Origin of the sequence: uncultured Microbacterium sp., assembly GCF_900078385.1 — a bacterium.
Taxonomy (GTDB): Bacteria; Actinomycetota; Actinomycetes; order Actinomycetales; family Microbacteriaceae; genus Microbacterium.
On the sequence record NZ_FLQR01000006.1, the window covers coordinates 498,914 to 525,354 of the forward strand.

General features: G+C 73.1%; 21 protein-coding genes. 14 read left to right on the forward strand and 7 right to left on the reverse strand.

Annotated elements, in window-relative coordinates; translation table 11 throughout:
- Positions 1-33 precede the first annotated feature (33 nt).
- Genes QZL85_RS07450 through QZL85_RS07460 form a run of 3 tightly spaced genes read left to right on the forward strand, consistent with a single transcriptional unit; the run spans position 34 to position 6,093 of the window.
- The gene (locus QZL85_RS07450) at positions 34-1,536 is read left to right on the forward strand and encodes a glycoside hydrolase family 43 protein (RefSeq protein WP_295575525.1); all 1,503 of its coding nucleotides are present in this window, start codon (positions 34-36) and stop codon (positions 1,534-1,536) included.
- The gene (locus QZL85_RS07455) at positions 1,533-4,319 is read left to right on the forward strand and encodes an alpha-L-rhamnosidase (RefSeq protein WP_295575527.1); all 2,787 of its coding nucleotides are present in this window, start codon (positions 1,533-1,535) and stop codon (positions 4,317-4,319) included. The genes QZL85_RS07450 and QZL85_RS07455 overlap by 4 nt, the downstream gene beginning before the upstream one ends.
- A 16-nt stretch (positions 4,320-4,335) precedes the next feature.
- Complete coding sequence (locus tag QZL85_RS07460; protein WP_295575529.1) at positions 4,336-6,093, forward strand: DUF5605 domain-containing protein; 1,758 nt, start codon at positions 4,336-4,338, stop codon at positions 6,091-6,093.
- Positions 6,094-6,103: 10 nt separating this feature from the next.
- On the opposite strand, the gene QZL85_RS07465 is transcribed toward QZL85_RS07460, so the two are convergent.
- The 6 genes from QZL85_RS07465 to QZL85_RS07495 all read right to left on the reverse strand — a co-directional run bounded on the left by QZL85_RS07465 (position 6,104) and on the right by QZL85_RS07495 (position 12,793).
- The gene (locus tag QZL85_RS07465; RefSeq protein WP_295575531.1) at positions 6,104-6,706 is read right to left on the reverse strand and encodes a flavin reductase family protein; all 603 of its coding nucleotides are present in this window, start codon (positions 6,704-6,706) and stop codon (positions 6,104-6,106) included.
- A gap of 26 nt (positions 6,707-6,732) precedes the next feature.
- Entirely contained in the window at positions 6,733-7,482 is a 750-nt protein-coding gene (locus QZL85_RS07470) for a maleylpyruvate isomerase family mycothiol-dependent enzyme (protein ID WP_295575532.1), read from the reverse strand.
- Between the two features lie 4 nt (positions 7,483-7,486).
- Positions 7,487-8,320, reverse strand: coding sequence for a fumarylacetoacetate hydrolase family protein (locus QZL85_RS07475; protein WP_295575534.1), 834 nt, complete (start codon positions 8,318-8,320; stop codon positions 7,487-7,489).
- Complete coding sequence (locus QZL85_RS07480) at positions 8,317-9,402, reverse strand: cupin domain-containing protein (RefSeq protein WP_295575536.1); 1,086 nt, start codon at positions 9,400-9,402, stop codon at positions 8,317-8,319. The genes QZL85_RS07475 and QZL85_RS07480 overlap by 4 nt, the downstream gene beginning before the upstream one ends.
- A 21-nt stretch (positions 9,403-9,423) precedes the next feature.
- Positions 9,424-11,898, reverse strand: a complete 2,475-nt coding sequence (locus tag QZL85_RS07490; RefSeq protein WP_366208649.1) for a glycoside hydrolase family 3 N-terminal domain-containing protein — start codon at positions 11,896-11,898, stop codon at positions 9,424-9,426.
- A 154-nt stretch (positions 11,899-12,052) separates the two neighbouring features.
- Entirely contained in the window at positions 12,053-12,793 is a 741-nt protein-coding gene (locus tag QZL85_RS07495) for a FadR/GntR family transcriptional regulator (protein ID WP_295575538.1), read from the reverse strand.
- 148 nt (positions 12,794-12,941) lie between these two features.
- Here QZL85_RS07495 and QZL85_RS07500 point away from each other — a divergent pair, with 148 nt between their 5' ends.
- The 7 genes from QZL85_RS07500 to QZL85_RS07530 are packed head-to-tail and all read left to right on the forward strand — an operon-like array spanning position 12,942 to position 20,081.
- Entirely contained in the window at positions 12,942-14,678 is a 1,737-nt protein-coding gene (locus QZL85_RS07500) for a dihydroxyacetone kinase family protein (RefSeq protein WP_295575540.1), read from the forward strand.
- Entirely contained in the window at positions 14,671-15,141 is a 471-nt protein-coding gene (locus QZL85_RS07505; RefSeq protein WP_295575542.1) for a ribose-5-phosphate isomerase, read from the forward strand. The genes QZL85_RS07500 and QZL85_RS07505 overlap by 8 nt, the downstream gene beginning before the upstream one ends.
- On the forward strand, positions 15,141-15,914 hold the full coding sequence (locus QZL85_RS07510) for a triose-phosphate isomerase family protein (RefSeq protein WP_295575546.1): 774 nt from the start codon (positions 15,141-15,143) through the stop codon (positions 15,912-15,914). The genes QZL85_RS07505 and QZL85_RS07510 overlap by 1 nt, the downstream gene beginning before the upstream one ends.
- Entirely contained in the window at positions 15,911-16,702 is a 792-nt protein-coding gene (locus QZL85_RS07515) for a sugar phosphate isomerase/epimerase (protein WP_295575549.1), read from the forward strand. Before QZL85_RS07510 ends, QZL85_RS07515 begins: the two co-directional genes overlap by 4 nt.
- On the forward strand, positions 16,702-17,550 hold the full coding sequence (locus QZL85_RS07520; RefSeq protein WP_295575552.1) for a phosphogluconate dehydrogenase C-terminal domain-containing protein: 849 nt from the start codon (positions 16,702-16,704) through the stop codon (positions 17,548-17,550). The genes QZL85_RS07515 and QZL85_RS07520 overlap by 1 nt, the downstream gene beginning before the upstream one ends.
- A gap of 11 nt (positions 17,551-17,561) precedes the next feature.
- On the forward strand, positions 17,562-18,317 hold the full coding sequence (locus tag QZL85_RS07525; protein WP_295575555.1) for an SDR family NAD(P)-dependent oxidoreductase: 756 nt from the start codon (positions 17,562-17,564) through the stop codon (positions 18,315-18,317).
- A 15-nt stretch (positions 18,318-18,332) separates the two neighbouring features.
- Complete coding sequence (locus tag QZL85_RS07530) at positions 18,333-20,081, forward strand: hypothetical protein (protein ID WP_295575558.1); 1,749 nt, start codon at positions 18,333-18,335, stop codon at positions 20,079-20,081.
- 12 nt (positions 20,082-20,093) lie between these two features.
- Here QZL85_RS07530 and QZL85_RS07535 read toward each other — a convergent pair whose 3' ends face one another.
- Complete coding sequence (locus QZL85_RS07535; RefSeq protein WP_295575561.1) at positions 20,094-21,101, reverse strand: LacI family DNA-binding transcriptional regulator; 1,008 nt, start codon at positions 21,099-21,101, stop codon at positions 20,094-20,096.
- 187 nt (positions 21,102-21,288) lie between these two features.
- On the opposite strand from QZL85_RS07535, the gene QZL85_RS07540 reads away from it, so the two are divergent.
- The 4 genes from QZL85_RS07540 to QZL85_RS07555 all read left to right on the forward strand — a co-directional run bounded on the left by QZL85_RS07540 (position 21,289) and on the right by QZL85_RS07555 (position 26,441).
- Entirely contained in the window at positions 21,289-21,669 is a 381-nt protein-coding gene (locus tag QZL85_RS07540; protein WP_295575563.1) for an L-rhamnose mutarotase, read from the forward strand.
- Positions 21,666-22,832 (forward strand): L-rhamnose isomerase, encoded by a 1,167-nt coding sequence (gene rhaI / locus QZL85_RS07545; RefSeq protein ID WP_295575566.1) that lies wholly within the window; start codon positions 21,666-21,668, stop codon positions 22,830-22,832. Before QZL85_RS07540 ends, rhaI begins: the two co-directional genes overlap by 4 nt.
- 94 nt (positions 22,833-22,926) lie before the next feature.
- On the forward strand, positions 22,927-24,963 hold the full coding sequence (locus tag QZL85_RS07550; protein WP_295575569.1) for a bifunctional aldolase/short-chain dehydrogenase: 2,037 nt from the start codon (positions 22,927-22,929) through the stop codon (positions 24,961-24,963).
- On the forward strand, positions 24,960-26,441 hold the full coding sequence (locus QZL85_RS07555) for a rhamnulokinase family protein (RefSeq protein WP_295575572.1): 1,482 nt from the start codon (positions 24,960-24,962) through the stop codon (positions 26,439-26,441). The genes QZL85_RS07550 and QZL85_RS07555 overlap by 4 nt, the downstream gene beginning before the upstream one ends.

A 26,441-nucleotide genomic window follows, 5' to 3' on the forward strand; every position in this document is an offset into this window, starting at 1 on the left:
ATCATCCGACGACCCGACGCGAACAGGCCCGCCATGACCACGCTCTACAACCCGCTCCTCAACGGCTTCCACCCCGACCCGTCGGTCGTCCGGGTCGGCGACGAGTGGTTCCTCGCGACCTCCACATTCGAATATCTCCCCGGCATCCCCATCCACCGGTCGCGCGACTTCGAGACGTGGGAGCTCATCGGCCATGTCGCGACGCGGCCGGGTCAGCTCGCCGTCGAGGACGTCCCGACGGCGGGCGGCGCGTGGGCACCTACCATCCGGCACCGCGATGGGGTCTTCCACCTCGTCATCACGGATGCCATGGGCCGGGGCATGCTGCACTTCACGGCGGCCGATGCCGCAGGCCCGTGGAGCGACGGCGACCTCATCCTGAAGCAGGACGGCTCCGGTTCGATCGACGGCATCGACCCGGACATCGCGTGGGGCGAGGACGGCACCGTGTACATCACCTATTCGGGCCTCACCCTGGGCGGCGCCGCGCAGGGCACCCACCTCGGCATCCAGCAGGTCAAGGTCGACCTCGACCGGCACCGCGCGCTCGAGGACCCGCGATCCGTGTGGTCCGGCACGGGCGGCCAGTTCCCGGAGGCGCCGCACCTGTACGCGCACGGCGGCCGCTGGTATCTCATGATCGCCGAGGGCGGCACGGAGCGCGGGCACGGCATCTCCATCGCCCGCGGCGACGGACCGGAGGGGCCGTTCGAGACCGCGCCGCAGAACCCGCTCGTCTCGGCGCGGTCCACGATCCGCCCCGTGCAGAACACCGGCCACGGCGACCTCGTCGAGGGTCCGGACGGTGAGTGGATCTGCATCCTGCTGGGCGTGCGCCCCCGGTCGATGACCCGCGCGTTCTCCGCGCTGGGCCGTGAGACGTTCGCGACACCGGTGCGCTGGGCTGAGAACGGCTGGCCGGAGATCGACCCCGTCCTGCTGAACCCGCGCCCCGGCACGCGCATCGACGTGACCTTCGACGCCCCGCTGGACGGCGAGTGGATCGCGGTCCGGGCGCTCCCCACCGCGGTGTCGGCCGTCGAGGACGGCCGACTCGTCCTGCGCGGCACGGGCGCCACGCTCGACGACCCGCACCCGATGTTCGTCGGCCGACGCCAGGAGCATTTGACCAACGCCGTGACGGTCGCTGTGGACGTCTCGACGGGCGTCGGCGGTCTCGCCGTGCGCTACGACGAGCGCTTCCACGTCGAGGTCGAGGCCGGCGGCGGCCGGGTCACCGCGCGGGCCGTCGTCGCGGGACTCGTGCAGGAGTGGACCCGGGAGATCGCGGCGGCGACCCTCGACCTGCACATCGACTCTCGTCCTCCGGGCGACTCCGCCGGCCTCGCGCGCACGAGCGACGTCTTCCACCTGGGCGCGACCGTCGACGGGGAGCGCCTCGAGCTCGCGCAGATCGACGGACGGTTCCTCGCGTCCGAGACGGCCGAGTCGTTCACCGGCCGTGTGATCGGCGTCTACGCCGTCTCGGGCGAGGTCTCGGTGACCTCGTGGACCGCGGAAGGCGACGACGAATGACGACCGCGCGCATCGCGACCCTTCGGGCGGAGCAGCGCGACGACACCCGGTTCGTCGCGACTCCCGCGCCGCGGCTCACCTGGACCGTGGAGACCGATGAGGCGGACTGGATCCAGGCCGGCGTCGAGCTCGACGACGGCACGGGCGTCGTCATTCTCGACGGACCCGACAGCGCGCTCGTCGCGTGGCCCTTCGCGCCGCTGGCCGCCGGCGCGACACGCGCCGTCCGGGTGCGCGCGACCGCCCGGTCGGGCACCCGCACCGCCTGGAGCGAGCCCCTCGAGCTCGACGCCGGCTTCCTCGCCGCCGGCGAGTGGGTCGCGCAGCCGGTCGGTCTTGCGGACGCCGAGCGCGACGCCCAGCCCGCCGTCCTGCGCACCCGCTTCCGCCTCGACCGCCCCGTCGCCCGTGCGCTGCTGTTCTGGACGGCGCTCGGGGTCGCCGAGCCGGCCGTGAACGGCGCCCCCGTCTCGGATGACGTGCTCTCCCCCGGCTGGACCGCCTACCGCGACCGGCTCGTCCACGAGACCGTCGACGTGACCGCCCTCCTGCACCTGGGCGACAACGAGCTCTCGGCGAGCATCGCCGGCGCCTGGTACACCGAGAAGTACGGCTTCTTCGCGTTCGCGGACCGCCTGTACGGCACGCAGCCGTCGTTCCTCGCGCAGCTGCGGGTGGTGTTCGCCGACGGCGCGACCGAGACCCTCGCCGCGACGGGCGACGACTGGGAGGCCGCCGGCGACGGCCCCGTCGTCGACAGCGGCATCTACGCCGGCGAGCACCAGGACCTCCGCCGCACCGCGACGGTGTTCCGCCCCGCCCGCGTGGGCGCCGCGGCGAAGGCGGGCTACGAGAACGTGCCGGTCCCGGAGGCGCGGATCGCGCCACCGGTCCGCCGCATCCAGGCCCTGCCCGTCGTCGAGGTCCTCGCGACCCCGTCCGGCGGCCGCATCCTCGACTTCGGCCAGAACCTCGTCGGCCGCGTGCGCCTCCGGGTGCGCGGCGACGCGGGCACGCGCGTCGTCGTCCGGCATGCCGAGGTCCTCGACGAGGGCGAGCTCGCCCTGCGGCCGCTCCGCAACGCCGCGGCCACGGCATCCTTCGACCTCTCCGGCGGCGACGACGTGCTCGAGTCCCGCTTCAGCTTCTACGGCTTCCGCTACGCCGAGGTCACCGGCCTCGACGTCGACGCGGAGGCGGTCGAGGCCGTCGTGCTGCACACCGACATGACGCGCACCGGCTGGTTCCAGACCTCCGACCCGCTCATCGATCGGCTGCACGAGAACGTCGTCTGGGGCATGCGCGGCAACTTCCTCTCCATCCCGACGGACTGCCCGCAGCGCGACGAGCGGCTCGGCTGGACCGGCGACATCCAGGTCTTCGCGCCGACCGCCGCGTTCCTCTACGACAGCGCCGCCTTCCTCACCTCGTGGCTGCGCGACCTCGCCCACGAGCAGACCCGCGACGGCGGCTCCGTGCCGGTCGTCGTCCCCTCCGCGCTCGGCGGCTTCGCCTCGTTCGGCGGGGCCAGTCCCGCCGCCTGGGGCGACGCCGCGACCGTCGTCCCCACCGTGCTGCACGCACGCTACGGCGACGCCGGGGTGCTCGCCGCGCAGTACCCGAGCATGCGCGCGTGGGTCGACGCCGTCCACGCCGATGCGGGCGACAGCGGCCTGTGGGCCGGCCGCATGCAGCTCGGCGACTGGCTCGACCCCGCCGCGCCGCCGGACAAGCCCGGTCACGCGAAGGTCGACTCCGACATCGTCGCGACGGCGTACTTCGCGCGCTCGCTGCGCCAGGTCGCCGACGCCGCGCGACTCCTCGGGTTCGACGAGGACGCCACCGCGTACGCGGCACTCGCCGAGCACAGCCGGGCGGCGTTCGTCGCCGAGTACGTCACGCCCGCGGGCCGCATGATGAGCGACGCGCCGACGGCGTACGCGCTCGCCCTGGAGTTCGACCTCGTCGTCGACCCGGCCGTCCGGCAGGCGCTCGCGGACCGGCTGGCCGAGCTCGTCCGCGAGGGCGGGTACCGCATCGGCACCGGCTTCGTCGGCACGCCGCTCGTCGCCGACGCGCTCACGGGCGGCGGCCACCTGGATGCCGCGGAGCGTCTGCTGACGCAGACCGAGTGCCCCTCCTGGCTCTACCCCGTCACGCAGGGCGCGACGACCGTGTGGGAGCGGTGGGACTCGCTCCTGCCCGACGGGTCCGTGAACCCCGGCGAGATGACCTCGTTCAACCACTACGCCCTCGGCGCGGTCGCCGACTGGCTGCACCGGACGGTCGCGGGCCTCGCCCCTGCGGCACCGGGCTATCGGCGCCTGCGCATCGCACCGCGGCCGCTGCAGGGCCTGTCCCACGCCTCCGCACGGCACCTCACCCCCTACGGCGAGGCGTCGGTGTCGTGGCGGCGCGACGGGGAGGATGTCGTCGTGCACGCCGTCGTCCCGCCCAACACCACCGCGGAGGTCGCCCTCCCCGGCGTGCAGGGCGAGGTCGGCTCGGGCGCCCACGCCTGGCGCTTCACGCCCGGCGCCCCCGCCGTCCGCCCGCCGCTGGACGGCGTGCGCGCCTCGCTCGCCGACGTCCTCGACGACCCGCGCGCCTACGCCGCCCTCATCGACACCGTCGCGGCAGCCGACCCCGCCCGCGCGCAGGCCGTCCGCAGCGAGACGCGATGGGGCACCGGCCGACCGGTGACGTCGGCCCTCATGTTCACCCCGCCCGCGCTGCAGGATGCCGTCGACACGGCCATCCGCCGCGCCACCACGACCGCCTGACCTTCGGAGGAGCACCATGTTCGATCGCGCCACGACCTTCGGCGAGGCCCTCGAGGACCCCGCCGCCCGCAGCATCCTGGAGCGCTACATGCCCGGGATCGCCGCATCCCCGATGGCGACGCAGTTCCGCGGCGGGCGTCTCGGACAGCTCGTCGCCCTCGTCCCCGCCCTCGAGGACCTCGCCGAGCGCGAGCGCTTCTTCGCGGCCCTCGCCGAGGTGGGCGACGGCGCCCCGCGACCGCCGTACGACCCGGCGATCGCGCCGGACCCGGCGTACGAGCCCGACGACGTCGCGCGGGGCTCGGCCCCGGCGACGCTCCCCGGCCCGACGCCGCTCTGGGAGCCGCTCGAGCTGCGCTTCGCCGGCCCGTCGCACGGGAACCCGTTCGTCGACGTCGAGCTGGAGGCGGTGTTCACGCGCGACAGCGGCCAGGTGCGCGTCGGCGGGTTCTACGACGGCGACGGCGTCTACGTCGTGCGGGCGCTCGCCGACACGGAGGGTCCGTGGTCGTTCCAGACGCGCTCGACGGCCCGCTCGCTCGACGGCATCACCGGAACGGTCGAGGTCGTCGCCGCGCGGGACGGCGCACACGGACCGGTGCAGGTGGACGGCTTCCACTTCCGGCATGCGGACGGCACCCGCCACCGGCCCCTCGGGACGACGGCGTACGCCTGGACGCACCAGCCCGAGGCGCTGCAGCAGCAGACGCTCGCGACGCTCGCGGACGCGCCGTTCGCGAAGCTCCGCATGTGCGTCTTCCCCAAGTCGTACCTCTACAACGCCGACGAGCCGGACGACTTCCCGTTCGTCGGGAGCCTCGCCGAGGGCTTCGACCTGACCCGGTTCGACCCGGCGCACTTCCGGCGCCTCGAGCAGCGCGTCGCGGAGCTCGGCGCGCTCGGCATCGAGGCCGACATCATCCTGTTCCACGCGTACGACCGCTGGGGCTTCGCCGACCTCGGCCCGGCCGTCGACGAGCGGTACCTCCGCCACGTGGTGCGCCGGCTCGCCGGCTTCGCCAACGTGTGGTGGTCGATGGCCAACGAGTACGACCTGCTGTGGTCCAAAGACATCGACGACTGGGAGCGGCTCGCGGCCGTCGTCGGCGAGGAGGACCCGTTCGGCCACCTCAACTCGATCCACAACTGCCGCCCCGTGTACGACTACGCGAAGCCCTGGATCACGCACGTGAGCATCCAGCGCGTCGACGTCTACCGCACCGCCGAGAACACCGACCAGTGGCGCGAGCAGTGGGGCAAGCCGGTCGTCATCGACGAGTGCGCCTACGAGGGCGACATCGACCAGGGCTGGGGCAACATCACCGGCGAGGAGATGGTGCGCCGGTTCTGGGAGGGCGCGGTCCGCGGCGGCTACGTCGGCCACGGCGAGACCTACTACCCGCCGGCGCTGGGGCTCGAGGGCGAGGTCCTCTGGTGGTCCAAGGGCGGCGTCCTGCACGGTACCTCCCCCGACCGCATCCGGTTCCTCGAGCAGCTGCAGTCCGAGGCGCCGGAGGGCGTGTGGGACCCGCTGCCGAGCGACTGGGATATGCCGTGGGGCGGCGCCGAGGGTCAGGTCAAGGTGGGCTACTTCGGCTTCAACCGCCCCCGGTTCCGCAACCTCATCCTCGACGACGGCGGCTGGCGCATCGAGGTCATCGACACGTGGGGCATGACGGTGGAGACGCTCCCAGGCGTCCAGCGCGGGCAGGTGCGCGTCGAGCTGCCGGGCCGGCAGTTCATGGCGCTCCGGCTCACGCGCCTGGAGGACTGACCCCGTCCGCTCAGCCCCCGGGGACGGGCGGCAGCTCGGTCACCGTGCCGAGTGTCGTGTACCGGGGACCGGCGAGGCGCGCCAGCGGTCGCAGCAGCTCGGTGTCGATCCGTCCGTCGACCAGGACGGCCTCGTCGACGTGCCAGCCGACGACGCTCCCGACGATGAACTCGCCGCCGGTCGGGCTGAAGACGATCGTGCGGTCGTACACGCACTCCATGCTGACCGGGGCGTCCCGCAACCGGGGGACGTCGATGACGCGGGACGGGGAGGTCGCGAGGCCCAGCGCCTCCGCCTCGCCGACCTCTGGGTCCATCCACTCCGAGCTGGCGTGGAGCTTCTGCATCAGGTCGTCGCGCGCGATGTTGACGACGTACTGCCCGTCCTCGCGGATGTTGCGGGCCGTGTCCTTCGGCCCGCTCGCGCGTGTGTTGATGGTCATCCCGAGCATCGCCGGATGCTGGCTCACCCACGCGAACGAGCTGAACGGGGCGAGGTTCACGGGCTTCGGCGCGCGGCCGGTCGTGACCCAGGCGATGGGGCGCGGGACGACCGAGCCGACGAGCAGTCGGTAGGTCGCGGCGGGGTCGAGGTCGGCGGCGTCGATGAACACGGGCGTCTCCTTCGGGGTCGGGGCGGTCAGAGCCACACGGGTGCGGTGGGCGGCGGGGCGCCGTCGGGGGTCGTGACGCCGCGCGCGCCGCGGCCGGTCCCCCACGCGACGAGGTCGGCGGCGGTGCCGTGGACGATGAGCGGGTCATCGGCGGAGGGGAGGATGCGGTGCACGTCGGCGCGGTCGGTCGGAGCGAGCACGATGTCCCGGTCGTCGTCGCCGCGCCGGCGGCGCCAGACCCGCACGAGGTCGGCCAGCAGGAGGTCGTGCAGCTCGTCGGGGAAGTCGGCGATGCTGCCGCCGTTGCGGAGGTCCACCGCGTGCACCCACACCTCGCGCGTGCGCATCCACACGGTCTCGGAGACCGGCACGATGCGTCCCTGCGCGGTCCGGACCGGGTGCGACCACGCCGCCGCGGGCAGGTCGCGCCACTGGACGTTCAGGTGCACGGCGGCGTGCGCGCAGAGGTTCCGGAGCGCCTCGGTGGGCAGGGTCGAGCCGAACGCGATCTCCTCCGCCCGCTGGCCGTCGGACTCGTACATCGGCGTCTCGATGCCGGTGAGCGCCCAGTCCACGAGCCGCGCGGTCGCGCGGGCGTTGAAGCCGACGTGCGCGATGAGGTGCCGCCTCGTCCAGCCGGGCAGCAGCGACGGCTCGTCGAAGGCGGCATCCGGCAGCTCGTTCAACCGGCGCGCCCAGTAGGCCTGCCCGCGCCGCATGAGCAGCAGCGACGCCGCGAGCTGCGGGTCGGTGACGTCGTCGGTCCGGGCGGCCATGGTCTCACTCCGCGACGATGCGGTTGCGCAGCTCGCCGATGCCCTCGACCGACGTCGCGAGCACGTCCCCCGGCGCGAGGTAGCGCCGGGGCGTCCGGGCGTGTCCGACACCACCGGGCGTCCCGGTCGCGATGACGTCGCCGGGACGCAGGGTGAAGATCTGCGAGATGTAGGACACGAGCGCGGCCGGGCCGAAGACGAGGTCGTCGGTCGGGGTCTCCTGCACCGTCTCGCCGTCGACGGTGCCGCGGAGGACGCCGCCGAGGGCGAAGTCGTCGTCGGTGACCAGCACGGGCCCGAACGGGGCCGTGCCCTCGAACGTCTTCCCCTGGAACCACTCCGGGCTGCGGTACTGGTAATCGCGCATCGTCACGTCGTTGATGACGCTGTAGCCGGCGATGGCGGCCGACGCCGCGTCCTCGTCGACCCTGCGGACGGTCGCGCCGATCACGACGGCGAGCTCGGCCTCCCAGTCGACGGCGTCGGCCGCGACGGCGGGGAGGACGATGTCGTCGTACGGGCCGATGAGCGCCTCGGGGTACTTCGCGAACAGCGTGGGGTGCTCGGGCAGCTCGCGCCCCATCTCCAGGATGTGGGTGCGGTAGTTCAGGCCGACGCAGACGATCTTGCCGGGGGCCGGGATGACGGGCGCCCAGTCGCGGTCGGCGATGCCGGCGACCTCGCGACGCGGACCGTCCGCGGCGGCAGCGACCGCCCGCCAGGCGGGGTCCGCGAGCAGCGCGCCGACGTCGGCGACGCCGGGGATCGTGACGGCCGTGTCGCCGTCGATGCGGACGGCGACGGTGGCGCCTGCCGTGCGGAGGGTCGCGAGTCTCATCGGATGCCGTCCTTGCCGGGGATGTAGGTGCGGGTGAAGCCGAGGCGGTCGATGACCGGACCGTCGGTGAAGCGGAAGAGGTCGAACTCGGTCTCGGCGTGCAGCTCCCACGGCACCCAGCTCGGGACGACGAAGAGGTCGCCCTTCTCGAGCCGGTGCTCGGTGCCCCCGAGGACGACGGAGCCGGAGCCCTCGAACACCTGCCACACGGAGGAGCCGACCTCGTGGCGGAGCGCGGTCGCGACGCCGGCGCGGACGCGGTGGAATTCGCAGCGGATCGTGGGCATGACGTCGCCGCCGGTCGTCGGGTTGACGAACCGGACGGCCGCATGGCCCTGTTCGACGGTCGCCGGGTACCCCTCGTCCTCGAGCGCGAGCTGCTCGCGGAGCGCGGCGTCGGTGTGCTCCCAGCGGTAGGCCGACAGCGGGGAGCTGATCTTGTCGTCGAGGCCGGACAGGGGGCGCAGGCCCGGGTGGGCCCACAGCCGCTCGGCGCGGGACACGTCGGGCGACGCCTCGTCGGTCACGCGCTCGGATCCGAACTCGAAGAAGCCGACGTCGGTGTAGTGCGACAGCGGGATGTCCAGACCGTCGATCCACGCCATCGGCGCGGCGGTGTCGTTGTGGTGCCCGTGGAAGTTCCAGCCCGGGGTGAGGAGGAGATCGCCCCGGCTCATCCGCACGGGGTCGCCGTTGACGACGGTCCAGACACCCTCCCCCTCGACGACGAAGCGGAATGCGTTCTGGCTGTGCCGGTGCTCGGGGGCCGTCTCGTGGCCGCCGAGATACTGGATCGCGCACCACAGCGTCGGGGTCGCATAGGCGGTGCCGGGCAGGCCGGGGTTGCGCAGGCCCAGTGCCCTGCGCTCCCCGCCGCGACCGACCGGCACGAGGTCGCCGGAGCGCTCCGCGATGTCGAAGATGCTCTTCCAGCGCCACACGTGCGGCACGGCGGCGGGCTGCGGGGTGAGGGGCATGAGGTCGTCGCGCTGCGTCCACAGCGGCGCGAGGTGGCTCGCATCCACGTCGCGGTAGAGCTGCTCGAGCTCGGGTGTGTCGGCCGTGCCGTCCATCTGCTGCATCGTCGCCTCCGGATGTCGTGTTCAGGGCTGGGCGGGCGCGTCGGCGGCCGGCACGGCGAACCGCTGCCACAGCCACTCGATCGTGCCGGCGAGGTCGATGTCGGGGTCGATCCCCCACTGGGCCTGGAGCCCGTCGGAGAGGGCGAGGATCACCCGCGCGAGCCGCTCGGCGTCCACGTCCGGATCGAAGCGCCCGTCGCGCTGCCGGACCCGGATGTCGCGGACGATGATGTCGGTGATCTCGGCGTCGCGCGCACGGAAGAATGCGTGTCCGGGATGACCGGGGTCCGACGCCGCGGCCTGCAGGCTCACGTACAGGTGCACGAGGGCGGGCGCGTGCGCATTGTGCCGCGCGACGCGGATCGACATGGGCTCGTCGCCGGGCTCGGCCGCGAGGGTCCGGCGGTTGACGACATCGCGGCGGCGCAGGACCTCGACGAGCAGGTTCTCCTTCGTGCCGAAGTGGTGCAGCATCCCGGCCTGCGTCATGCCGACCTCGGCCGCGATGTCGCGCAGCGATGTCGCGCTGTAGCCGCGTCGCTCGAGCACCTCCAGCGCGGTGTCCAGGATGAGCTCCTGGCTCGCGCGCCCCTGCGTGGAGGTGCGCCGTCGGCGCCGCGGCGCGAGCGTGGGCTGCCCGGCCCGGAAGAGGGCGTCCGGAGTGTCTCCGGGGACGTCGGGGAGCGACGCCGCCACGGCCTCCGCCGTGCGCGGCACGTCGAACGGCAGGATGCCGGCCGAGGGCGTCCGCCCCGTGAGGACGTCGAGCAGCGCCGCGTCGGACGCCCCGAACTCCGCGACGACGGCGGCGCAGTCGGGCAGCAGCGGCGCGAGCAGGGCCGGACGGTCCAGATGCACGGCGAGCACGACCGGCGCGTGGGCGGCGAGCGCGTGCAGCCGATCGCCGAGGTCGGTGGGGAACGCGAGCGAGCCGGCGTGGAAGCCCGACTCCAGCATGTACCGGTCCCGCGGCTCGAACGACGCCGCCGTCCGGACGACGACGACGTCGGCGGCCGCAGGGTCGTCGACGGGGCGCAGGCCCGCGGCGCGCAGCGCGGCGGGTGCCACCTCGGCGGAGTGCACCGCGGCGCCGGGGCGAAGGGGCAGCAGCGCCGCGCTCGCCCGGCCGCCGGGGAGCACGACCGTGGACCGCGCCTGTGCGCGATGGCCCGCCGCGCGGAACTCATCCGTGCCGACGAGCCGTGGCGCGGCGTCCTCGTCGACGAACGGGTCGTCGAAGAGGCCGAGCTCGAACTTGACCGAGAGGAGCCGTCGCACCGACGCATCGATCCGCGCCTCGGTGAGCGCGCCGGACTCCACGAGGTCGATGAGGTACTGCGGGTCGTCCTCGCCGCCGAGCTGATCGCAGCCCGCGTCGATCGCCGCGCGCACGCGCTCGATCTCGGACAGGTGCTCGACGCCCCAGGCCCGCGCCGGCAGCTGGCGGCCGCGCATCCGCGATTCGGTGATGAGGCTCCAGTCGGTGCAGACGACGCCGTCGAACCCGAGCCGCTCGCGGAGGAGACCCGTGATGATCTGCCGGTTGAAGCCGAAGCCGACCTCCTCGATCTCCTCGCCGTCGAGAGTCAGCCCGATCGGGACGCCGTAGGACGGCATGATCGCGGGGATGCCGCGCTCGATGATCCGCCGGAACGGCTCGAGGTGGAGCTCGAACATTCCCCCCGGGTACACCTGCTCCTTGCCGTACGGGAAGTGCGGGTCCTCACCGCCGAGCTCCGGGCCGCCGCCCGGGAAGTGCTTGGCCATGCACGCGATGCTCTGCGGCCCGAGACGCGCGCCGCCCTCGAACCCGTCGACGTAGGCGACGCCCAGGCGGGCGACCGTCGCGGCATCCTGCCCGAAGGTGCTGTACTGGCGCGCCCAGCGGGGCTCGGTGGCAACGTCCAGCGTGGGGTGCAGGGCGGAGCGGATGCCGAGCGCGGCGTACTCGCGGCGCGCGATGTCGGCGAACTCGCGCACGACGCCCTCGTCCGCGAGCGCGCCCAGCCCGAGCGGCTCCGGCCAGGCGGAGAGGAAGTCCGCGGTGAAGGACGCGCCCCAGTTCTCGGTGAAGGAGTGCCGCGGGTCGGTGGAGATCGTGACCGGGATGCCGTGCGGCGTCTCCGCCGCGAGCCGCTGCACGTCGTTCACCCAGCGCGCCATCGTGCGGGGATCGGGGATGCGGTGCACGTTGAGGTGGTTGACGAGCCGGCGCTCGACGAAGTCCCGCGTCGGTGGCCGTCCCTCGTGCAGCGGGGTCCCGTCGACGGCGCCGTCGGCGGAGACCATGACGACGGAGTGCACCATGAGCCCGGCCTTCTCGGCGAGCGAGAGCCGCGCCACCAGGTCGTCCACCCGGGCTGCGACGGGGAGGCGCGGGTCCTCGTACGGGTCCATCACCCCGTTGCGGTTGAGGTCGCGGTACGGCGTGCCATCGGTGTGGACGGACGTGCCCGTCCGGGGGGCTGAGCGCTCCTCCGCGATGCGGTCGTGCACGAGGCGTGTCCCCTTCGACGATGTGGATCCGGCAGCCACCGGGCGCCTAAAGACTAAATAACGTTCAGTGGTTTTGCAAGACGGCGCGATCATCGTCCCCTGCGGCCGGAAGGAGCCGGGCGCGCCGGCGCCGGGCAGTCGAGCGCCCGGCGGTTCAGCGCCGAGCGGCTTCGGCGGCCAGCCGCGCGGTCGCCGTCGCCATGTGCGCCGCCATCGCCGAGGCGGCCGCATCCTCGTCGCGGGAGGCGACGGCGCGCGCGATCGCGTCGTGCTCGGCGATCGCGCGAAGGGCCGCCAGCTCGTCGTGGACGGCACGGTCGGCGTAGACCTGGAGGAGGGAGCGCACGACATGCAGCGTGTCGACGAGGACGTCGTTGCGCGCCATCCGGGCGAGCGTGTGGTGGAACGCGAGGTCGGCCTTCGCGAAGACGGCGAGGCGGTCGACCGAGTCGCGCATCCGCGCGAGATGCCCCTCCAGCTCGGCGGCGTCCGCGCCGGACGTGCGGGCGGCGGCGAGGCGCGCCACGTAGATCTCCAGGCCCGCGCGCAGCTCGAGCAGCTGCTGCGTGTTGCGCTCGCCGATGAGGAGCCCCCAGCGCAGCGTCTGCGGAAGGAGCTCGCTCGCGGTGCCGCGCAGGTAGGTGCCGCTGCCGGCGCGCACATCCACGATTCCGAGGATCTCGAGCGCGGCCAGTGCCTCACGGACGGCGGAGCGCCCGACCCCGAGCGTGGCGGAGAGCTGACGCTCGGGCGGCAGGCGGGTGCCCGGCGCGACCTCGCCGCTCGTGAACAGGTCGAGCAGCCGGCGCGCGACCTCGGACACCGGCGTACCGGTGGGCAGCGCCCCGAGCGCCGCCGCGAGGTCGGGCGAGCCATCAGGACGATACGCGGGCATGGGACCAACCTACTCCGCACCCCGCGACGCGCACTTGCAATTGGTCAACCGGTTTGTCAGACTATGTCCACCGGAGGGCGGGCCACCCCCTTCGTGCGGGCGTCGCCGACGACGCTCCGGAACCCGCCGACGCCGCCGAGGAGCACCCATGACCAGGCTGTGGAACGATCCCGTCGACTTCGCCGACGAGATGATCGCCGGTTTCGTCGCGGCGAACGGGCGCTATGTCCGGCGCGTGACGGGTGGCGTCGTCCGCAGCACCGCGGTGCCGCCGGGCGAAGTGGCGGTCGTCATCGGCGGCGGGTCGGGGCACTACCCGGCGTTCGGGGGCCTCGTCGGCCCGGGGCTCGCCCACGGCGCCGCCATGGGCAACCTCTTCGCCTCACCGTCCGCCCAGCAGGTGCACGCCGTGGCGACCGCGGCGCACGCCGGCGGCGGGGTGTTCCTCTCCTACGGCAACTACGCCGGCGACGTCCTGAACTTCGACGCGGCCCAGGCGCGGCTGCGCGCCGAGGGCGTGCCGTGCGAGACCGTCGCCGTCACCGACGACATCTCCAGCGCCGGGCCCGACGAGCGTCATCGCCGCCGCGGCATCGCGGGCGACCTGACCGTGTTCCGCATCGCCGCGGCCGCCGCGGCGGCCGGCTACGACCTCGCCGACGTCGCGCGCGTCGGCCGGCTCGCGAACGACCGCACGCGGTCGTTCGGCGTCGCGTTCACCGGGTGCACCCTGCCCGGGGCGCCCGAGCCGCTGTTCACGGTGCCCGCGGGCCGCATGGCCGTGGGGCTCGGGATCCACGGCGAGCCCGGCATCGACGAGACCGAGATCCCCACCGCCGACGACCTCGCCGCGCTCCTCGTCGGCGCACTGCTCGCCGAACGCCCCGACGGCGCCGACGGGCGCGTCATCCCGCTCCTGAACGGTCTCGGGTCGCTCAAGTACGAAGAGCTGTTCGTCGTCTACCGGAAGATCGCCGAGCTCCTCGCCGAGGCGGGCCTCGAGGTCGTCGACCCGCACGTGGGCGAGTACTGCACGAGCTTCGACATGGCGGGCACGTCGCTGACCCTGTTCTGGCTCGACGACGAGCTCGCGAGCCTGTGGGAGACGCCCGTCGACACACCCGCCTACCGCCGGGGGGCCGTCGCGCCCGTCGCCCGCGTCGCGGGCCCGGCCGTCGCGGTCGCGGCGGCCGCCGAGGCCATCGCCGCCGGCGACGCCGCGTCGGTGGCCGCCGCCGCCACCGTCCGTGCGGCCCTGGACATCCTGGTGCGGACCGTCGACACCCACGCCGACGAGCTCGGCCGGATCGACGCGATCGCGGGTGACGGAGACCACGGCATTGGCATGCAGCGCGGATCGCACGCCGCGCTCGCGGCAGCGGAGGCCGCCGTCACGGCGGGCGCGGGCGCACAGACCGTGCTCGCCCGAGCGGCGGACGCCTGGTCCGATCGTGCGGGCGGCACGTCGGGAGCGCTGTGGGGCGTCATCCTGTCCTCGCTCGCGACCTCGCTCGGCGACGCCGGCCGACCCTCTGCAGCCGCGGTGGCGGCCGGTGTCGCCGAGGGGCGACGCGCCGTCATGGCGTACGGCAAGGCGGAGGTCGGCGACAAGACCCTCGTCGACGCCCTCGTGCCGTTCAGCGCCGAGCTGTCGCGCGGCGTCGCGGCAGGCGCCCGCCTCGCGGACGCCTGGCGCCTCGCCGCCGCCGCCGCGACCGAGGCAGCCGCCGCGACCGCCGACCTCCTGCCCCGGATGGGCCGCGCCCGCACGCATGGGCAGAACAGCGTCGGCACCCCCGACCCGGGCGCGCACTCCCTCGCGCTCATCGTGACCGCCGTCGGCGACGTGCTCGCCGCGGCGAAGGAGAGGAACGCACATGACTGAGCCCCTGCGCATCGTGATCGGCAGCGACGACGCCGGCTACGACTACAAGGAGATCCTGAAGAAGGACCTCGAGGCCAGCGACGGCGTGGCGTCACTCGTCGACGTGGGCGTGGACGCCGACGGGCACACCGCCTACCCGAAGGTCGCGATCGAGGCCGCCGAGCGTGTCGCGCGGGGCGAGGCCGACCGGGCGCTGCTCATCTGCGGCACGGGCCTCGGGGTCGCGATCGCCGCGAACAAGGTGACCGGCATCCGCGCCGTCACGGCGCACGACTCGTACTCGGTCGAGCGCGGCGTCCTCTCCAACGACGCGCAGGTGCTCACGATGGGGCAGCGCGTCGTCGGCATCGAGCTCGCCCGCCGGCTCGTCCGCGAGTGGCTGACCTACCGGTTCGATCCGTCGTCCGCCTCCGCCGAGAAGGTCGCGGTGATCGGGACGTACGAGAGCACCGGCTCCTGCTGATGGCACGGGTGACGGTGGGAGTGAGCCTGAAGGCGTACTTCGGGCGGCGCGCAGCGCGCATCTGGTTCTGCCGCGTGGCGGAGATCGTGCGCGAGCACCCCGGCGTGCGCGCCGGCGACGTCGAGGTCATCGTCATCCCGTCGTACCTGCAGATCGAGGACGCCCTCGGCACGTTCTCCGGGACCGCGGTGCGGCTCGGCGTGCAGGACGTCTCGGCGCACGAGCCCGGCGCCTACACGGGCGAGATCACCGCCGCCGAACTCGCCGAGTCCGGCATCCGGTTCGCCGAGGTCGGGCACGCCGAGCGCCGCCGTCAGTTCGGCGAGACCGACGAGGTCGTGACCGCCAAGACGGCCGCCGCGCTCCGTCACGGAGTGACACCCGTGCTGTGCATCGGCGAGGCCGAGCGGCAGGATGCCGGCGCCGCCGCCGAGACGACACTCGCGCAGCTGCGCACCCACCTCGTCGGCGCCCCCGCGGGGCGCGTCGTCGTGGCCTACGAGCCGGTCTGGGCGATCGGCGCCCCGGAGCCCGCGCCCGTCGCGCACATCGCCGTCGTCACCCGCGCGCTGCGCGCCGCACTCGAGGGCGATCCGGTCCGCTCCGGCTCGACCGTGATCTACGGCGGCTCCGCCGGCCCCGGACTCCTCACCCGACTGGCCGACGACGTCGACGGCCTCTTCCTCGGCCGCTTCGCGCACGATCCCGACGCGCTGGCCAGCGTCCTCGACGAGGCGGCCGCGCTGATCGCGCACCCTGCGGAGGCGCGGTGATCGGCCTCGGCAGCTACGCCTTCTTCTGGGAGCAGTCCGACCGGGTCGACGAGCCGCTCTCCCTCATCGGCGCGTTCGAGCGCACGCGCGATCACGGCGTCGACGTCTTCCAGATCTGCGACTACGCACCTCTCGACCATCTGGATGGCGCGTCCCTCCGCGACGCCGCGACCGCGGCGCGCCGACTCGGCCTCACGATCGAGCTCGGCACGAAGGGCGTCGAGCCCGACCGGCTGGCCCGCTTCCTGCACCTCGCGGAGGTCTTCGACGCGCGCCTCGTGCGCAGCATGCTGCAGGGGCCGGACACGCGCCCGACGCTCCAGGAGGCGGAGGCCTGGCTCCGGGCCGCGATGCCTGCGTACCAAGCGGCCGGGGTGACCCTCGCCCTCGAGACGTACGAACAGGTCGCGACCGCGGACCTCGTCGGGCTCGTCGCGTCCGTCGACAGCCCGCACCTCGGGATCTGCCTCGACCCCGCCAACGTCGTCGCCCGCCTGGAGTCGCCGCGCGCATGCGTCGCCGAGGCCGCATCCGCCGTCGCGAACGTGCACGTCAAGGACTTCGCCTTCGACCGGCAGCCCGGCTGGGTGGGCTTCACCTACTCCGGCGCGCGGATGGGCGAAGGCCTGCACGACTACCCCCACCTCCTGCAGACCGTCCGCCCGCGCGATCGCGGCATCAACGAGATCGTCGAGCACTGGCTTCCCTGGCAGGGAGACCACGAGACCACCGTCCGAACCGAGCGGGACTGGACCCGCGCCACCCTGGAATACCTGAGGAGCACCTGATGAGCCACACGATCGCCGTCGTCGGAGCGGGGGGGAAGATGGGCATGCGTGTGTCCGACAACCTCGTCAAGACCGACCACACCGTCCGCTACGTCGAGAACTCGCCCGCCGGCCGCCGGCGCACCCTCGATGCCGGTCGCGAGCTGACCGATGTCGCCGCCGCGGTCGCGGACGCCGACATCGTCGTCCTGGCCGTGCCGGACCTCGCGCTCGGGCCGGTGACGGCCGACCTCGTCCCGCAGCTCAAGTCCGGCGCGATCGTGCTGACGCTCGACCCGGCAGCGGCCTACGCCGGCCTGCTCACGACGCGCGAGGACGTCATCCAGGCGGTCGCGCACCCGTGCCACCCGTCGGTCTTCCTCGAGCGGACGACGAAGGAGGAATGGGCGGACACCTTCGGCGGCATCGCCGCGCCGCAGGATGCGATCGCGGCCATCGAGTCGGACGACGAGGACAAGAAGCGCATCGTCGAGGAAACCGTCCGCGCGATCTACGCTCCCGTCATCGACGTCCACTGGGTGACCGTCAAGCAGCTGGCCCAGCTCGAGCCCACCCTGGTGGAGACCGTGGCCTGCATGATCGGCTCGCTCCTGAACGAAGCGCTGGACGAGGCCATCCACACGATGGGCGTCCCCGAGGCCGCCGCGCGGAGCATCCTGTACGGGCACACCCAGGTGGCGCTCGCGAACGGGCTGCGCGGCGACAATCCGTTCAGCGATGCATGCCTCATCGCGATGGACTACGGTCGCGAGAGCATCATCAAGGACGACTGGAAGAAGATCTTCCGCGACGACGAGCTCGACAAGAACCTCGCGCGCATGCTCCACCTCGACCACATCACGCGCTGAGGAGACCCGAGATGACGAGACTGCAGGGCAAGACCGCGCTCATCACCGGTGCCGCCACCGGGATCGGCCGCGCCGTCGCCGAGCGCTTCGCGCAGGAGGGGGCACGGGTCGTGATCGCCGACCGCGATGGGGAGGCCGCCACGGCCACCGCCGCCGCTATCGGCGCGGGCGCCCGCGCCGCCGTGATGGACATCTCCGACGAATCGAGCGTCGCAGCGGCGTTCTCGGCGCTGGCAGCCGACGGCTGGCGGCCGGATGTCGTCGTCGCCAACGCCGGCGTGCAGCTGTTCGGACACGACGCCCCCGCAGCCGAGCTCGACCTCGACGTCTGGCGGCGGACGATCGACGTGAACCTCACCGGCACCTTCCTCACCGTCAAACACGCCGTCCGGGCGATGCTCGCCGCCGGCGGCGGATCGATCATCCTCACCGGAAGCCCGACGGGCCTCAACGGCGAAGGGCGCGACTTCACCGCATACAGCGCGTCCAAGGCGGGGATCCACGGGCTCGCACGCACGGTCGCGGCCGCATATGCCGATCGCGGCATCCGCGTGAACACCGTCGTCCCGGCCTACACCGAGACCTCCCTGGTCACGGCGATCAGCTCCGACCCGGAGTCGCGCGCAGCCATCATCGGGCGCATCCCGCTGGGTCGGGCGGGCACTCCGGACGACATCGCGGGCGCCATGGTCTTCCTCGCCTCCGACGACGGGGCGTTCGCGACGGGCGCGACGTTCGCGGTCGACGGCGGCATGACCACGATCTGAGCGACAGGGCACACCATGTGGCAGCGGGAGGACGTCGGCCGGCGCACGCTCGGCGACTGGACCTTCGCGCTGCGCGGCGACGAGGTCGCCGATCTCCGCCGCAGCGGCCGTCGCGTGCTCCGCAGCGTCCGCGCCGTCGTCCGCGACCAGGACTGGAACACCGCGCCGCTCCTGGTCGACCGCGTGCGGGCGACCGACGCGAGCCTGACCCTGCACGTCCGCTCGTCAGACCTCGGATCGTCCTTCCGCGGCATCGTGCGCATCGAACTGCGCGGCGACCGCCTCGTCGTCCTGACCGACCTGGAGTCCGAGCGGGAGTTCGCCACGAACCGCACCGGGATCGTCGTGCTGCATCCCCCGCAGGCGGCGGGGGCCGCGGTCGAGGTGGGCCATGCGGACGGCACGACGACGCACACCGCGTTCCCGACCGCGATCAGCCCGCATCAGCCCGTGCGCGACATCGCGCGCCTCGCATGGAATGACGACGGGGTCGCCGTCGCGATCGCCTTCGAGGGCGACGTGTTCGAGATGGAGGACCAGCGAAACTGGACCGACGCCTCGTACAAGACCTACAGCCGGCCGCTCTCGCTCCCGTTCCCGTACCGCGTCCTGCCCGGCGAGCGCGTCGTGCAGTCGATCACCGTGACCGCCGACGTCGCGCGCGAGCCGCGGCCCGCCCCCCCGATCGACCGGATCGACCTGCGCGCGGGCGGCGCGTTCCCCGCCATCGGCACGGGCGCCTCGACCGCCCCCGATCCCGCGCCCGCGGTCACTCCCCTCGGCGCGAGCCTTCTCGTGGAACTCGACCTCGGGTGGGCCGGATGGCCCGCGGCGCTGGCCCGCGCGAGCGCGAGCGGGCTTCCGCTGGACGTCCGTGTCGTGATCCCCGACGCCGACCCCGCCTCGGCGGTGGCCGCCGCGGTCGCCGCGCTGCGCGGCCTCGATGTGACCCGGGTCGCCGCCTTCCAGCCGTCCGGGCCGGCACGGCACGTGTCCGACGCGACCGCGACGGCGCTGCTGCGCGCGGCCGCCGCAGCTGCAGACCTGAGCGCACCGATCGTCGGCGGAGCCCGATCGCATTTCACCGAGCTCAACCGGGAACAGCGGCGTCTGCCGCGCGACCTCGAGGGCGTCGTCTTCGCCGTCACACCCCTCTTCCACAGCCGCGACACCGAGCAGCTCGTCGAGTCCCTCGCCGTCCAGCGGCTCGTCGCGGCGCAGGCGGTCCGGATCGCCGGCGCCGCGCCCGTCCACGTCGGTCCGGTCACCCTGCGTCCGCACTTCAACGACGTCGCCACGACGAGTCCGCCCCGGCCACCGCACGAGGACCTGCGCGCGGGATACGGTCCCGAACTCGAGGACGCCGACGATGAGCGGCAGGGGGCCGACGAGCTCGCGGCGTGGACTGTGGCGAGCGCTGCCGCCCTCGCGGTGCCCGGTGTCGCGAGCCTGTCCTTCTTCGAGGAGTGGGGGCCGCGCGGTCTCCGCGACTCCGACGGCGTCGACCGCCCCGTCGCCGCCGCGTTCGCGGCGCTCGCGGGACTCGACGGCACGACGCTGCTGCACGGGCGGAGCCCGGACGGGCTCGTCTGGGCTCTCGGCGGTCGGCACGAGGACGACACCGCGGCCGTGCTCGTCGCGAACCTCGACACCGACGGTCGCAGCCTGCGGATCGTCGCCGGCGACGGGCACGCCGGCATCCATCTCGGCCCCGCGACCTGGGTGTCGGTGCACATGGGGACGAGGGCGCCCCGCGGCGGGTGAGCTCCGTGCGGCTCAGATGGTCGTCGACTCGCGGACGACCAGCTCGGGCCGGAAGCGCACGTTCCGCTCGTGCGCTCCGCCGGGCTCGGCGAGCTCCTTGAGGAGCAGGTCGACGGCCGTGTAGCCGATGAGGGCTGCCGGCTGACGGATCGAGGTCAGCGGGACGACCGTGGCCGCCGCGAAGTCGATGTCGTCGTAGCCGATGAGCGCGATGTCCTCCGGGATCCGGACGCCGGACATGATCGCGAGCGCCTGGATGGCGCCGACGGCGAGCAGGTCGTTCGCGGCGAAGATCGCATCGGGACGCCGGCCGGCCGGCTTCTCCAGCATCGCGAGCGCCGCGGCGCGCCCGTGGAGCACGCTGAGCGCAGGCATCTCGACGATGTCGAGCGTCGCCCCCGCGACGGCGTCCACCGCCCGGCGGGCACCCTCCAGGCGGTCGGCGACCTGCCGGATCGATCGCGGCCCGCCGAGGAAGAGCAGCCGCCGCCGGCCGGCCGCGAGCAGGTGGGATGCGGCGAGGTGGCCGCCCTCGACGTCGTCCACGGCGACGGAGCAGAAGCCCGAGCCCTCGATCTCCCGGTCGACGAGGATCACCGGCGACCCGGCATCCTGCACCCGCTTCAGCCGCGGGACGTCGTCGGTCGTGGGGGTGATCAGCACGCCGTTGACGCGCTGCTCGAGGAACAGGTCGAGGTAGCGTCCCTCGCGGAGCGGGTCCTCGTCGGCGTTGCCCATCAGAACGGCCATGTCGGCTTCGTCGGCGCGGTTCTCCGCACCGCGCGCGACATCCGCGAAGAAGGGGTTGCCGGCGTCGAGCACGACGAGGCCGATGCTGCGGCTGCGCCCGACGCGCAGCTGGCGGGCCGCGTCGTTGCGGACGAACCCCAGTTCGTCGATCGCGCCGAGCACCCGCGCAACCGTCTCGGGGGCCACTTTGCCGGGCCGGTTCAGGACGTTGGACACCGTGCCGACGGAGACGGATGCCGCGGCGGCGACGTCTCGGATGCTGGCAGCCACACGATCTCCTTCGGATTGTCCGCTCGCCCGATCCTAGCCATGCGACCGCAGCGTCCCGGCCCGGCGCACGCGCTCGGCACAGGAGTCGCCTTTGCATCGAAGACCGATCTGTCGTACTCTCGTCACAGCGCAGTGAAACGATTCAGTCACTGTGTCGAACTCGGCACCTTCCACCCAGGAGTCCTCGATGACGAGCCCCACCACCCCGCAGCGGGTGTGCTTCCAGCTGCAGGTGAAACCCGAGCTGCTCGACGAGTACCTCGCGCGCCACAGCCCGGTGCGCGCCGAGATGCTCGCGGAGATCGCGGCATCCGGACGGCGCAACTACTCGCTGTTCCTCGGCGACGGCGGCCGCCTCATCGGCTACTACGAGGCCGACGACGACGACGCGGCGCAGGCCTACCTCGCCGCCTCCGAGGTCGCGACGCGCTGGGAAGCCGAGATGGCGCCCTTCTTCGTCGGCCTCGACGGCCGCCCCGACCAGGCCGCGACCCCGTTGACCGAGATCTTCCACCTGCACGACCAGCTGACGGCATCCGTCACCGACCACGAAAGCGACGCATCGTGAGCACCCTCACCTCCGACCACTTCGCCACCCTCGAACAGCAGGGCATCGAGCTCCCCAGCTGGGCGTTCGGCAACTCCGGCACGCGGTTCCGCGTGTTCCCCACCGCCGGCACGCCGCGCGATCCCTTCGAGAAGATCGCCGACGCGGCGGAGGTCAACCGGCACACGGCGCTGGCTCCGTCGGTGGCCCTGCACATCCCGTGGGACAAGGTCGACGACTACGCCGTGCTGCGCCGGCACGCCGAAGACCTGGGCGTCGCGCTCGGCACGATCAACTCGAACACCTTCCAGGACGAGGACTACAAGTTCGGCGCCCTCACTCACCACGACGAGCGCATCCGCCGGAAGGCCATCGACCACCACCTCGAGTGCGTCGACATCATGGATGCCACGGGTTCCCGCGACCTGAAGATCTGGCTCGCCGAAGGGTCGAACTATCCCGGACAGAACGACATGCGCGCCCGTCAGGACCGCCTGCAGGACTCGCTGCAGCAGATATACGCCCGGCTGTCGGGCGAGCAGCGCCTCGTGCTGGAGTACAAGTTCTTCGAGCCGTCGTTCTACCACACCGATGTCCCGGACTGGGGGACCTCCTACGCGCAGGTGGCCGCGCTCGGCGACCGTGCGCTCGTGTGCCTCGACACCGGGCACCACGCGCCGGGCACCAACATCGAGTTCATCGTCATGCAGCTGCTTCGCCTCGGCAAGCTCGGCTCGTTCGACTTCAACTCGCGCTTCTACGCCGACGACGACCTCATCGTGGGCGCGGCGGACCCGTTCCAGCTGTTCCGCATCATCCTCGAGGTCATCCGAGGCGGGGGCCTCAACAACCCCGAGGTCGCGTTCATGCTCGACCAGTGCCACAACATCGAGGACAAGATCCCGGGCCAGATCCGCTCGGTGCTCAACGTCCAGGAGATGACGGCGCGTGCGCTGCTCGTCGACCGTGCGGCACTGGACGCCGCACAGAGCGCCAACGACGTGCTGGCGGCGAACGCCGTGCTGATGGACGCGTTCTACACCGACGTCCGCCCGCAGCTGGCGCAGTGGCGCGAGTCGCGGGGCCTCCCCGCCGACCCGATGGCCGCGTACGCCGCCTCCGGCTATCAGGACCGGATCGCCGCCGACCGCGTCGGCGGCACCCAGGCCGGCTGGGGCGCCTGACCCCTTCCCCCCTCCCGAGTGTCCACGACACGCGGACTGCGGAGCTCCGCTCCGTGGTCGCGGGCAGCCCACACCGACTGAAAGCGAACGCGACATGACCAACGACACCGCAGCGGCACTCATCGCCCGGAGCAACCGCCTGGGCGCCGACCCGAAGAACACCAACTACGCCGGCGGCAACACGTCGGCCAAGGGCACCGAGACCGATCCTGTCACGGGCCAGCCGGTCGAGCTGCTGTGGGTCAAGGGCTCCGGCGGCGACCTGGGCACGCTGACGCCCGCGGGCCTCGCGGTGCTGCGCCTGGACCGCATGCGCGCGCTCGTGGACGTCTACCCGGGCCTCGAGCGGGAGGACGAGATGGTGGCGGCGTTCGACTACTGCCTGCACGGCAAGGGCGGCGCGGCCCCATCGATCGACACCGCGATGCACGGCCTGGTGGATGCCGCGCACGTCGACCACCTGCACCCCGACGCCGGCATCGCGATCGCGACCGCGGCCGACGGCGAGGCGCTGACGACGACGATCTTCGGCGAGAAGGTCGTCTGGGTCCCGTGGCGTCGCCCCGGCTTCCAGCTCGGCCTCGACATCGCCGCGATCAAGGCCGCGAACCCGCAGGCCGTCGGCTGCATCCTCGGCGGTCACGGCATCACGGCATGGGGCGACACGTCCGAGGAGTCCGAGCGCAACAGCCTCTGGATCATCGACACCGCCGCCGCGTACATCGCCGAGCACGGCAAGGCCGACCCGTTCGGCGCCGTCCGCGCCGGTTTCGAAGCCCTGCCCGAGGCCGAGCGGCACGCCCGTGCCGCGGCGCTGGCCCCGACGATCCGCGGCCTCGCGTCCACCGACAAGCCCATGGTCGGGCACTTCACCGACAGCGACGTCGTGCTCGACTTCCTGGCATCCGCTCACGCGCCCGCCCTCGCCGCCCTCGGCACGAGCTGCCCCGATCACTTCCTCCGCACGAAGGTCAAGCCGCTCCTGCTCGACCTGCCCGCCGGGGCTCCCCTCGAGGACGCGATCGCCCGCCTGCAGGAGCTGCACCAGGAGTACCGCGCCGACTACCAGGCGTACTACGACGCGCACGCCACCGCGGAGAGCCCCGCGATCCGCGGCGCCGACCCGCTCATCGTCCTCGTCCCCGGCGTCGGCATGTTCAGCTACGGCGCGAACAAGCAGACCGCGCGCGTCGCGGGTGAGTTCTACGTCAACGCCATCAACGTCATGCGCGGCGCCGAGTCGCTGTCCACCTACTCCCCCATCTCGGATGCCGAGAAGTTCCGCATCGAGTACTGGGCGCTCGAAGAGGCCAAGCTGCAGCGGATGCCGAAGCCGAAGACCCACCAGGGTCGCATCGCGTTCGTGACCGGCGCCGCGAGCGGCATCGGCAAGGCCATCGCGACGCGGCTCGCGGCGGAGGGCGCGTGCGTCGTCGTCGCCGACCTCGACCTCGAGAAGGCCCAGGCCGCCGCCGCCGAGCTCGGCGGCACCGACGTCGCGATCGGTGTCGCGGCGAACGTCGCCGACGCCGCGGGGGTGCAGGCCGCGATCGACGCGACGCTCCTCGCCTTCGGCGGCATCGACCTCGTCGTCAACAACGCCGGCCTGTCGCTGTCGAAGCCCTTGCTGGAGACCACCGAGAAGGACTGGGACCTGCAGCACGACGTCATGGCGAAGGGCTCGTTCCTCGTCAGCAAGGCCGCCGCGCACGCGCTCATCGCGCAGCGCATGGGCGGCGACATCATCTACATCTCGTCGAAGAACTCCGTCTTCGCCGGCCCCAACAACATCGCCTACTCCGCGACGAAGGCCGACCAGGCCCACCAGGTACGGCTCCTCGCGGTCGAGCTCGGCGAGCACGGCGTGCGCGTCAACGGCATCAACCCCGACGGCGTCGTGCGCGGTTCGGGCATCTTCGCCGCCGGCTGGGGCGCCAACCGCGCCGCGACCTACGGGGTCAAGGAGGAGGACCTCGGGCAGTATTACGCGAACCGCACGATCCTCAAGCGCGAGGTCGTGCCGGAGAACGTCGCGGACGCCGTCTACGTGCTGACCGGGCCCGAGCTCACACGCACGACCGGCCTGCACATCCCGGTCGACTCCGGCGTCGCGGCCGCCTTCCTGCGATGATCCCCGCGCCCTCTCCCGATGCGGCGCACGCGGCGCACGGGGCCTCGTGGCGCAGAGGCTCGGCGGGTGCCGTCGCCGCCGTCGACCTCGGCGCGACGAGCGGGCGGGTGATCGTCGGCCACGTCGGTCCCGACACGCTCGAGGCGACGTCCGTCGCCCGGTTCCCGAACGATCCGGTGCGCGCCGGCGACGGGCTGCACTGGGACATCCTCGGCCTCTACGGCGCAGCCCTCGGCGGTCTCCGCGAAGCCTTCCGGCAGGAGCCGGGCATCACGAGCATCGGCATCGACTCGTGGGCCGTGGACTACGGCCTGCTGCGCGGCGACCGGCTGCTCGGCAACCCGTTCCACTACCGCGACGAGCGCACGGCGCGGGGGGTCGAGGCGGTGCACGCGCGGATGCCGCACGCCGAGCTCTTCGAACGCAACGGCCTGCAGTTCCTCCCGTTCAATTCGCTGTACCAGTTCGCCGCCGAGGACTCCGAGGTGCTCGCGCTGGCCGACACCGCGCTGCTCATCCCCGATCTGCTCGGGTTCTGGCTCACCGGGCAGGCCCGCGCCGAGCAGACCAACGCCTCCACGACGGGCCTCCTGCGCGTGCTCGACGGGACGTGGGACGACGAGCTCATCGCCGCCCTCGGTTTGCCCCGCGATCTGCTGCCCGCCCTCATCGCCCCCGGCGAGCACCTCGGGCCGCTCACGAGCGAGGTCGCGGCGTCGCTGGGCGCCGGGCCGGGCGCCGGTGTCACCGCCGTCGGCTCGCACGACACGGCATCCGCCGTCGTCGCCGTCCCGATGCAGGCCGACGCCGCCGCGTACATCTCCTGCGGCACGTGGGGTCTCGTCGGCGTCGAGGTCGAGCGCCTCGTGCTGACGCCCGCCGCACTGCGCGCGAACTTCACGAACGAGGGCGGCGTCGACCGCCGCGTCCGCCTGCTGCACAACGTCATGGGCCTCTGGGTGCTGAGCGAGGCCGTGCGCGGGTGGGAGCGCGAGGGCCACCGCATCGATCTCACGACGCTCCTCGACGCGGCCGCGGAGGTGCCGCCGGCGACGGTGCCCGTGTTCGACATCAACGATCCGAGGTTCCTCGCTCCCGGTGACATGCCGGGCCGGATCGACGCGTGGTGCCGCGAGAACGACATCGCGGGCCCGCGCACCCGGGCGGAGTACACGCGCTCCATCGTCGAGTCGCTCGCCGAGGCGTTCGCGGTCTCCGCGATCGAGGCTGGCCGCATCGGCGGCGTCGACGTGCGGAGCATCCACATCGTCGGGGGCGGGGCGCTGAACGAACTCCTCTGCCAGCGCACGGCCGACCGCGCCGGGATGCCGGTGCTCGCGGGGCCCGTCGAGGCGACGGCGCTCGGCAACGTCCTCGTCCAGGCGCGGGCCGCGGGTCTGGTCACCGGATCGCTCGAGGCGCTGCGCGACCTCGTCGCGCGGACCCACGCACCCCGGCGCTACGACCCGCAGGCGTGA

Bases quoted from the DNA above. Each gene is read 5' to 3' on its own strand.
- QZL85_RS07450 (WP_295575525.1), top strand. From the start codon at position 34: ATGACCACGCTCTACAACCCGCTCCTCAACGGCTTCCACCCCGACCCG.
- QZL85_RS07455 (WP_295575527.1), top strand. From the start codon at position 1,533: ATGACGACCGCGCGCATCGCGACCCTTCGGGCGGAGCAGCGCGACGAC.
- QZL85_RS07460 (WP_295575529.1), top strand. From the start codon at position 4,336: ATGTTCGATCGCGCCACGACCTTCGGCGAGGCCCTCGAGGACCCCGCC.
- QZL85_RS07470 (WP_295575532.1), bottom strand. From the start codon at position 7,482: ATGGCCGCCCGGACCGACGACGTCACCGACCCGCAGCTCGCGGCGTCG.
- QZL85_RS07475 (WP_295575534.1), bottom strand. From the start codon at position 8,320: ATGAGACTCGCGACCCTCCGCACGGCAGGCGCCACCGTCGCCGTCCGC.
- QZL85_RS07480 (WP_295575536.1), bottom strand. From the start codon at position 9,402: ATGCAGCAGATGGACGGCACGGCCGACACACCCGAGCTCGAGCAGCTC.
- QZL85_RS07495 (WP_295575538.1), bottom strand. From the start codon at position 12,793: ATGCCCGCGTATCGTCCTGATGGCTCGCCCGACCTCGCGGCGGCGCTC.
- QZL85_RS07500 (WP_295575540.1), top strand. From the start codon at position 12,942: ATGACCAGGCTGTGGAACGATCCCGTCGACTTCGCCGACGAGATGATC.
- QZL85_RS07505 (WP_295575542.1), top strand. From the start codon at position 14,671: ATGACTGAGCCCCTGCGCATCGTGATCGGCAGCGACGACGCCGGCTAC.
- QZL85_RS07510 (WP_295575546.1), top strand. From the start codon at position 15,141: ATGGCACGGGTGACGGTGGGAGTGAGCCTGAAGGCGTACTTCGGGCGG.
- QZL85_RS07520 (WP_295575552.1), top strand. From the start codon at position 16,702: ATGAGCCACACGATCGCCGTCGTCGGAGCGGGGGGGAAGATGGGCATG.
- QZL85_RS07525 (WP_295575555.1), top strand. From the start codon at position 17,562: ATGACGAGACTGCAGGGCAAGACCGCGCTCATCACCGGTGCCGCCACC.
- QZL85_RS07530 (WP_295575558.1), top strand. From the start codon at position 18,333: ATGTGGCAGCGGGAGGACGTCGGCCGGCGCACGCTCGGCGACTGGACC.
- QZL85_RS07540 (WP_295575563.1), top strand. From the start codon at position 21,289: ATGACGAGCCCCACCACCCCGCAGCGGGTGTGCTTCCAGCTGCAGGTG.
- QZL85_RS07550 (WP_295575569.1), top strand. From the start codon at position 22,927: ATGACCAACGACACCGCAGCGGCACTCATCGCCCGGAGCAACCGCCTG.
- QZL85_RS07555 (WP_295575572.1), top strand. From the start codon at position 24,960: ATGATCCCCGCGCCCTCTCCCGATGCGGCGCACGCGGCGCACGGGGCC.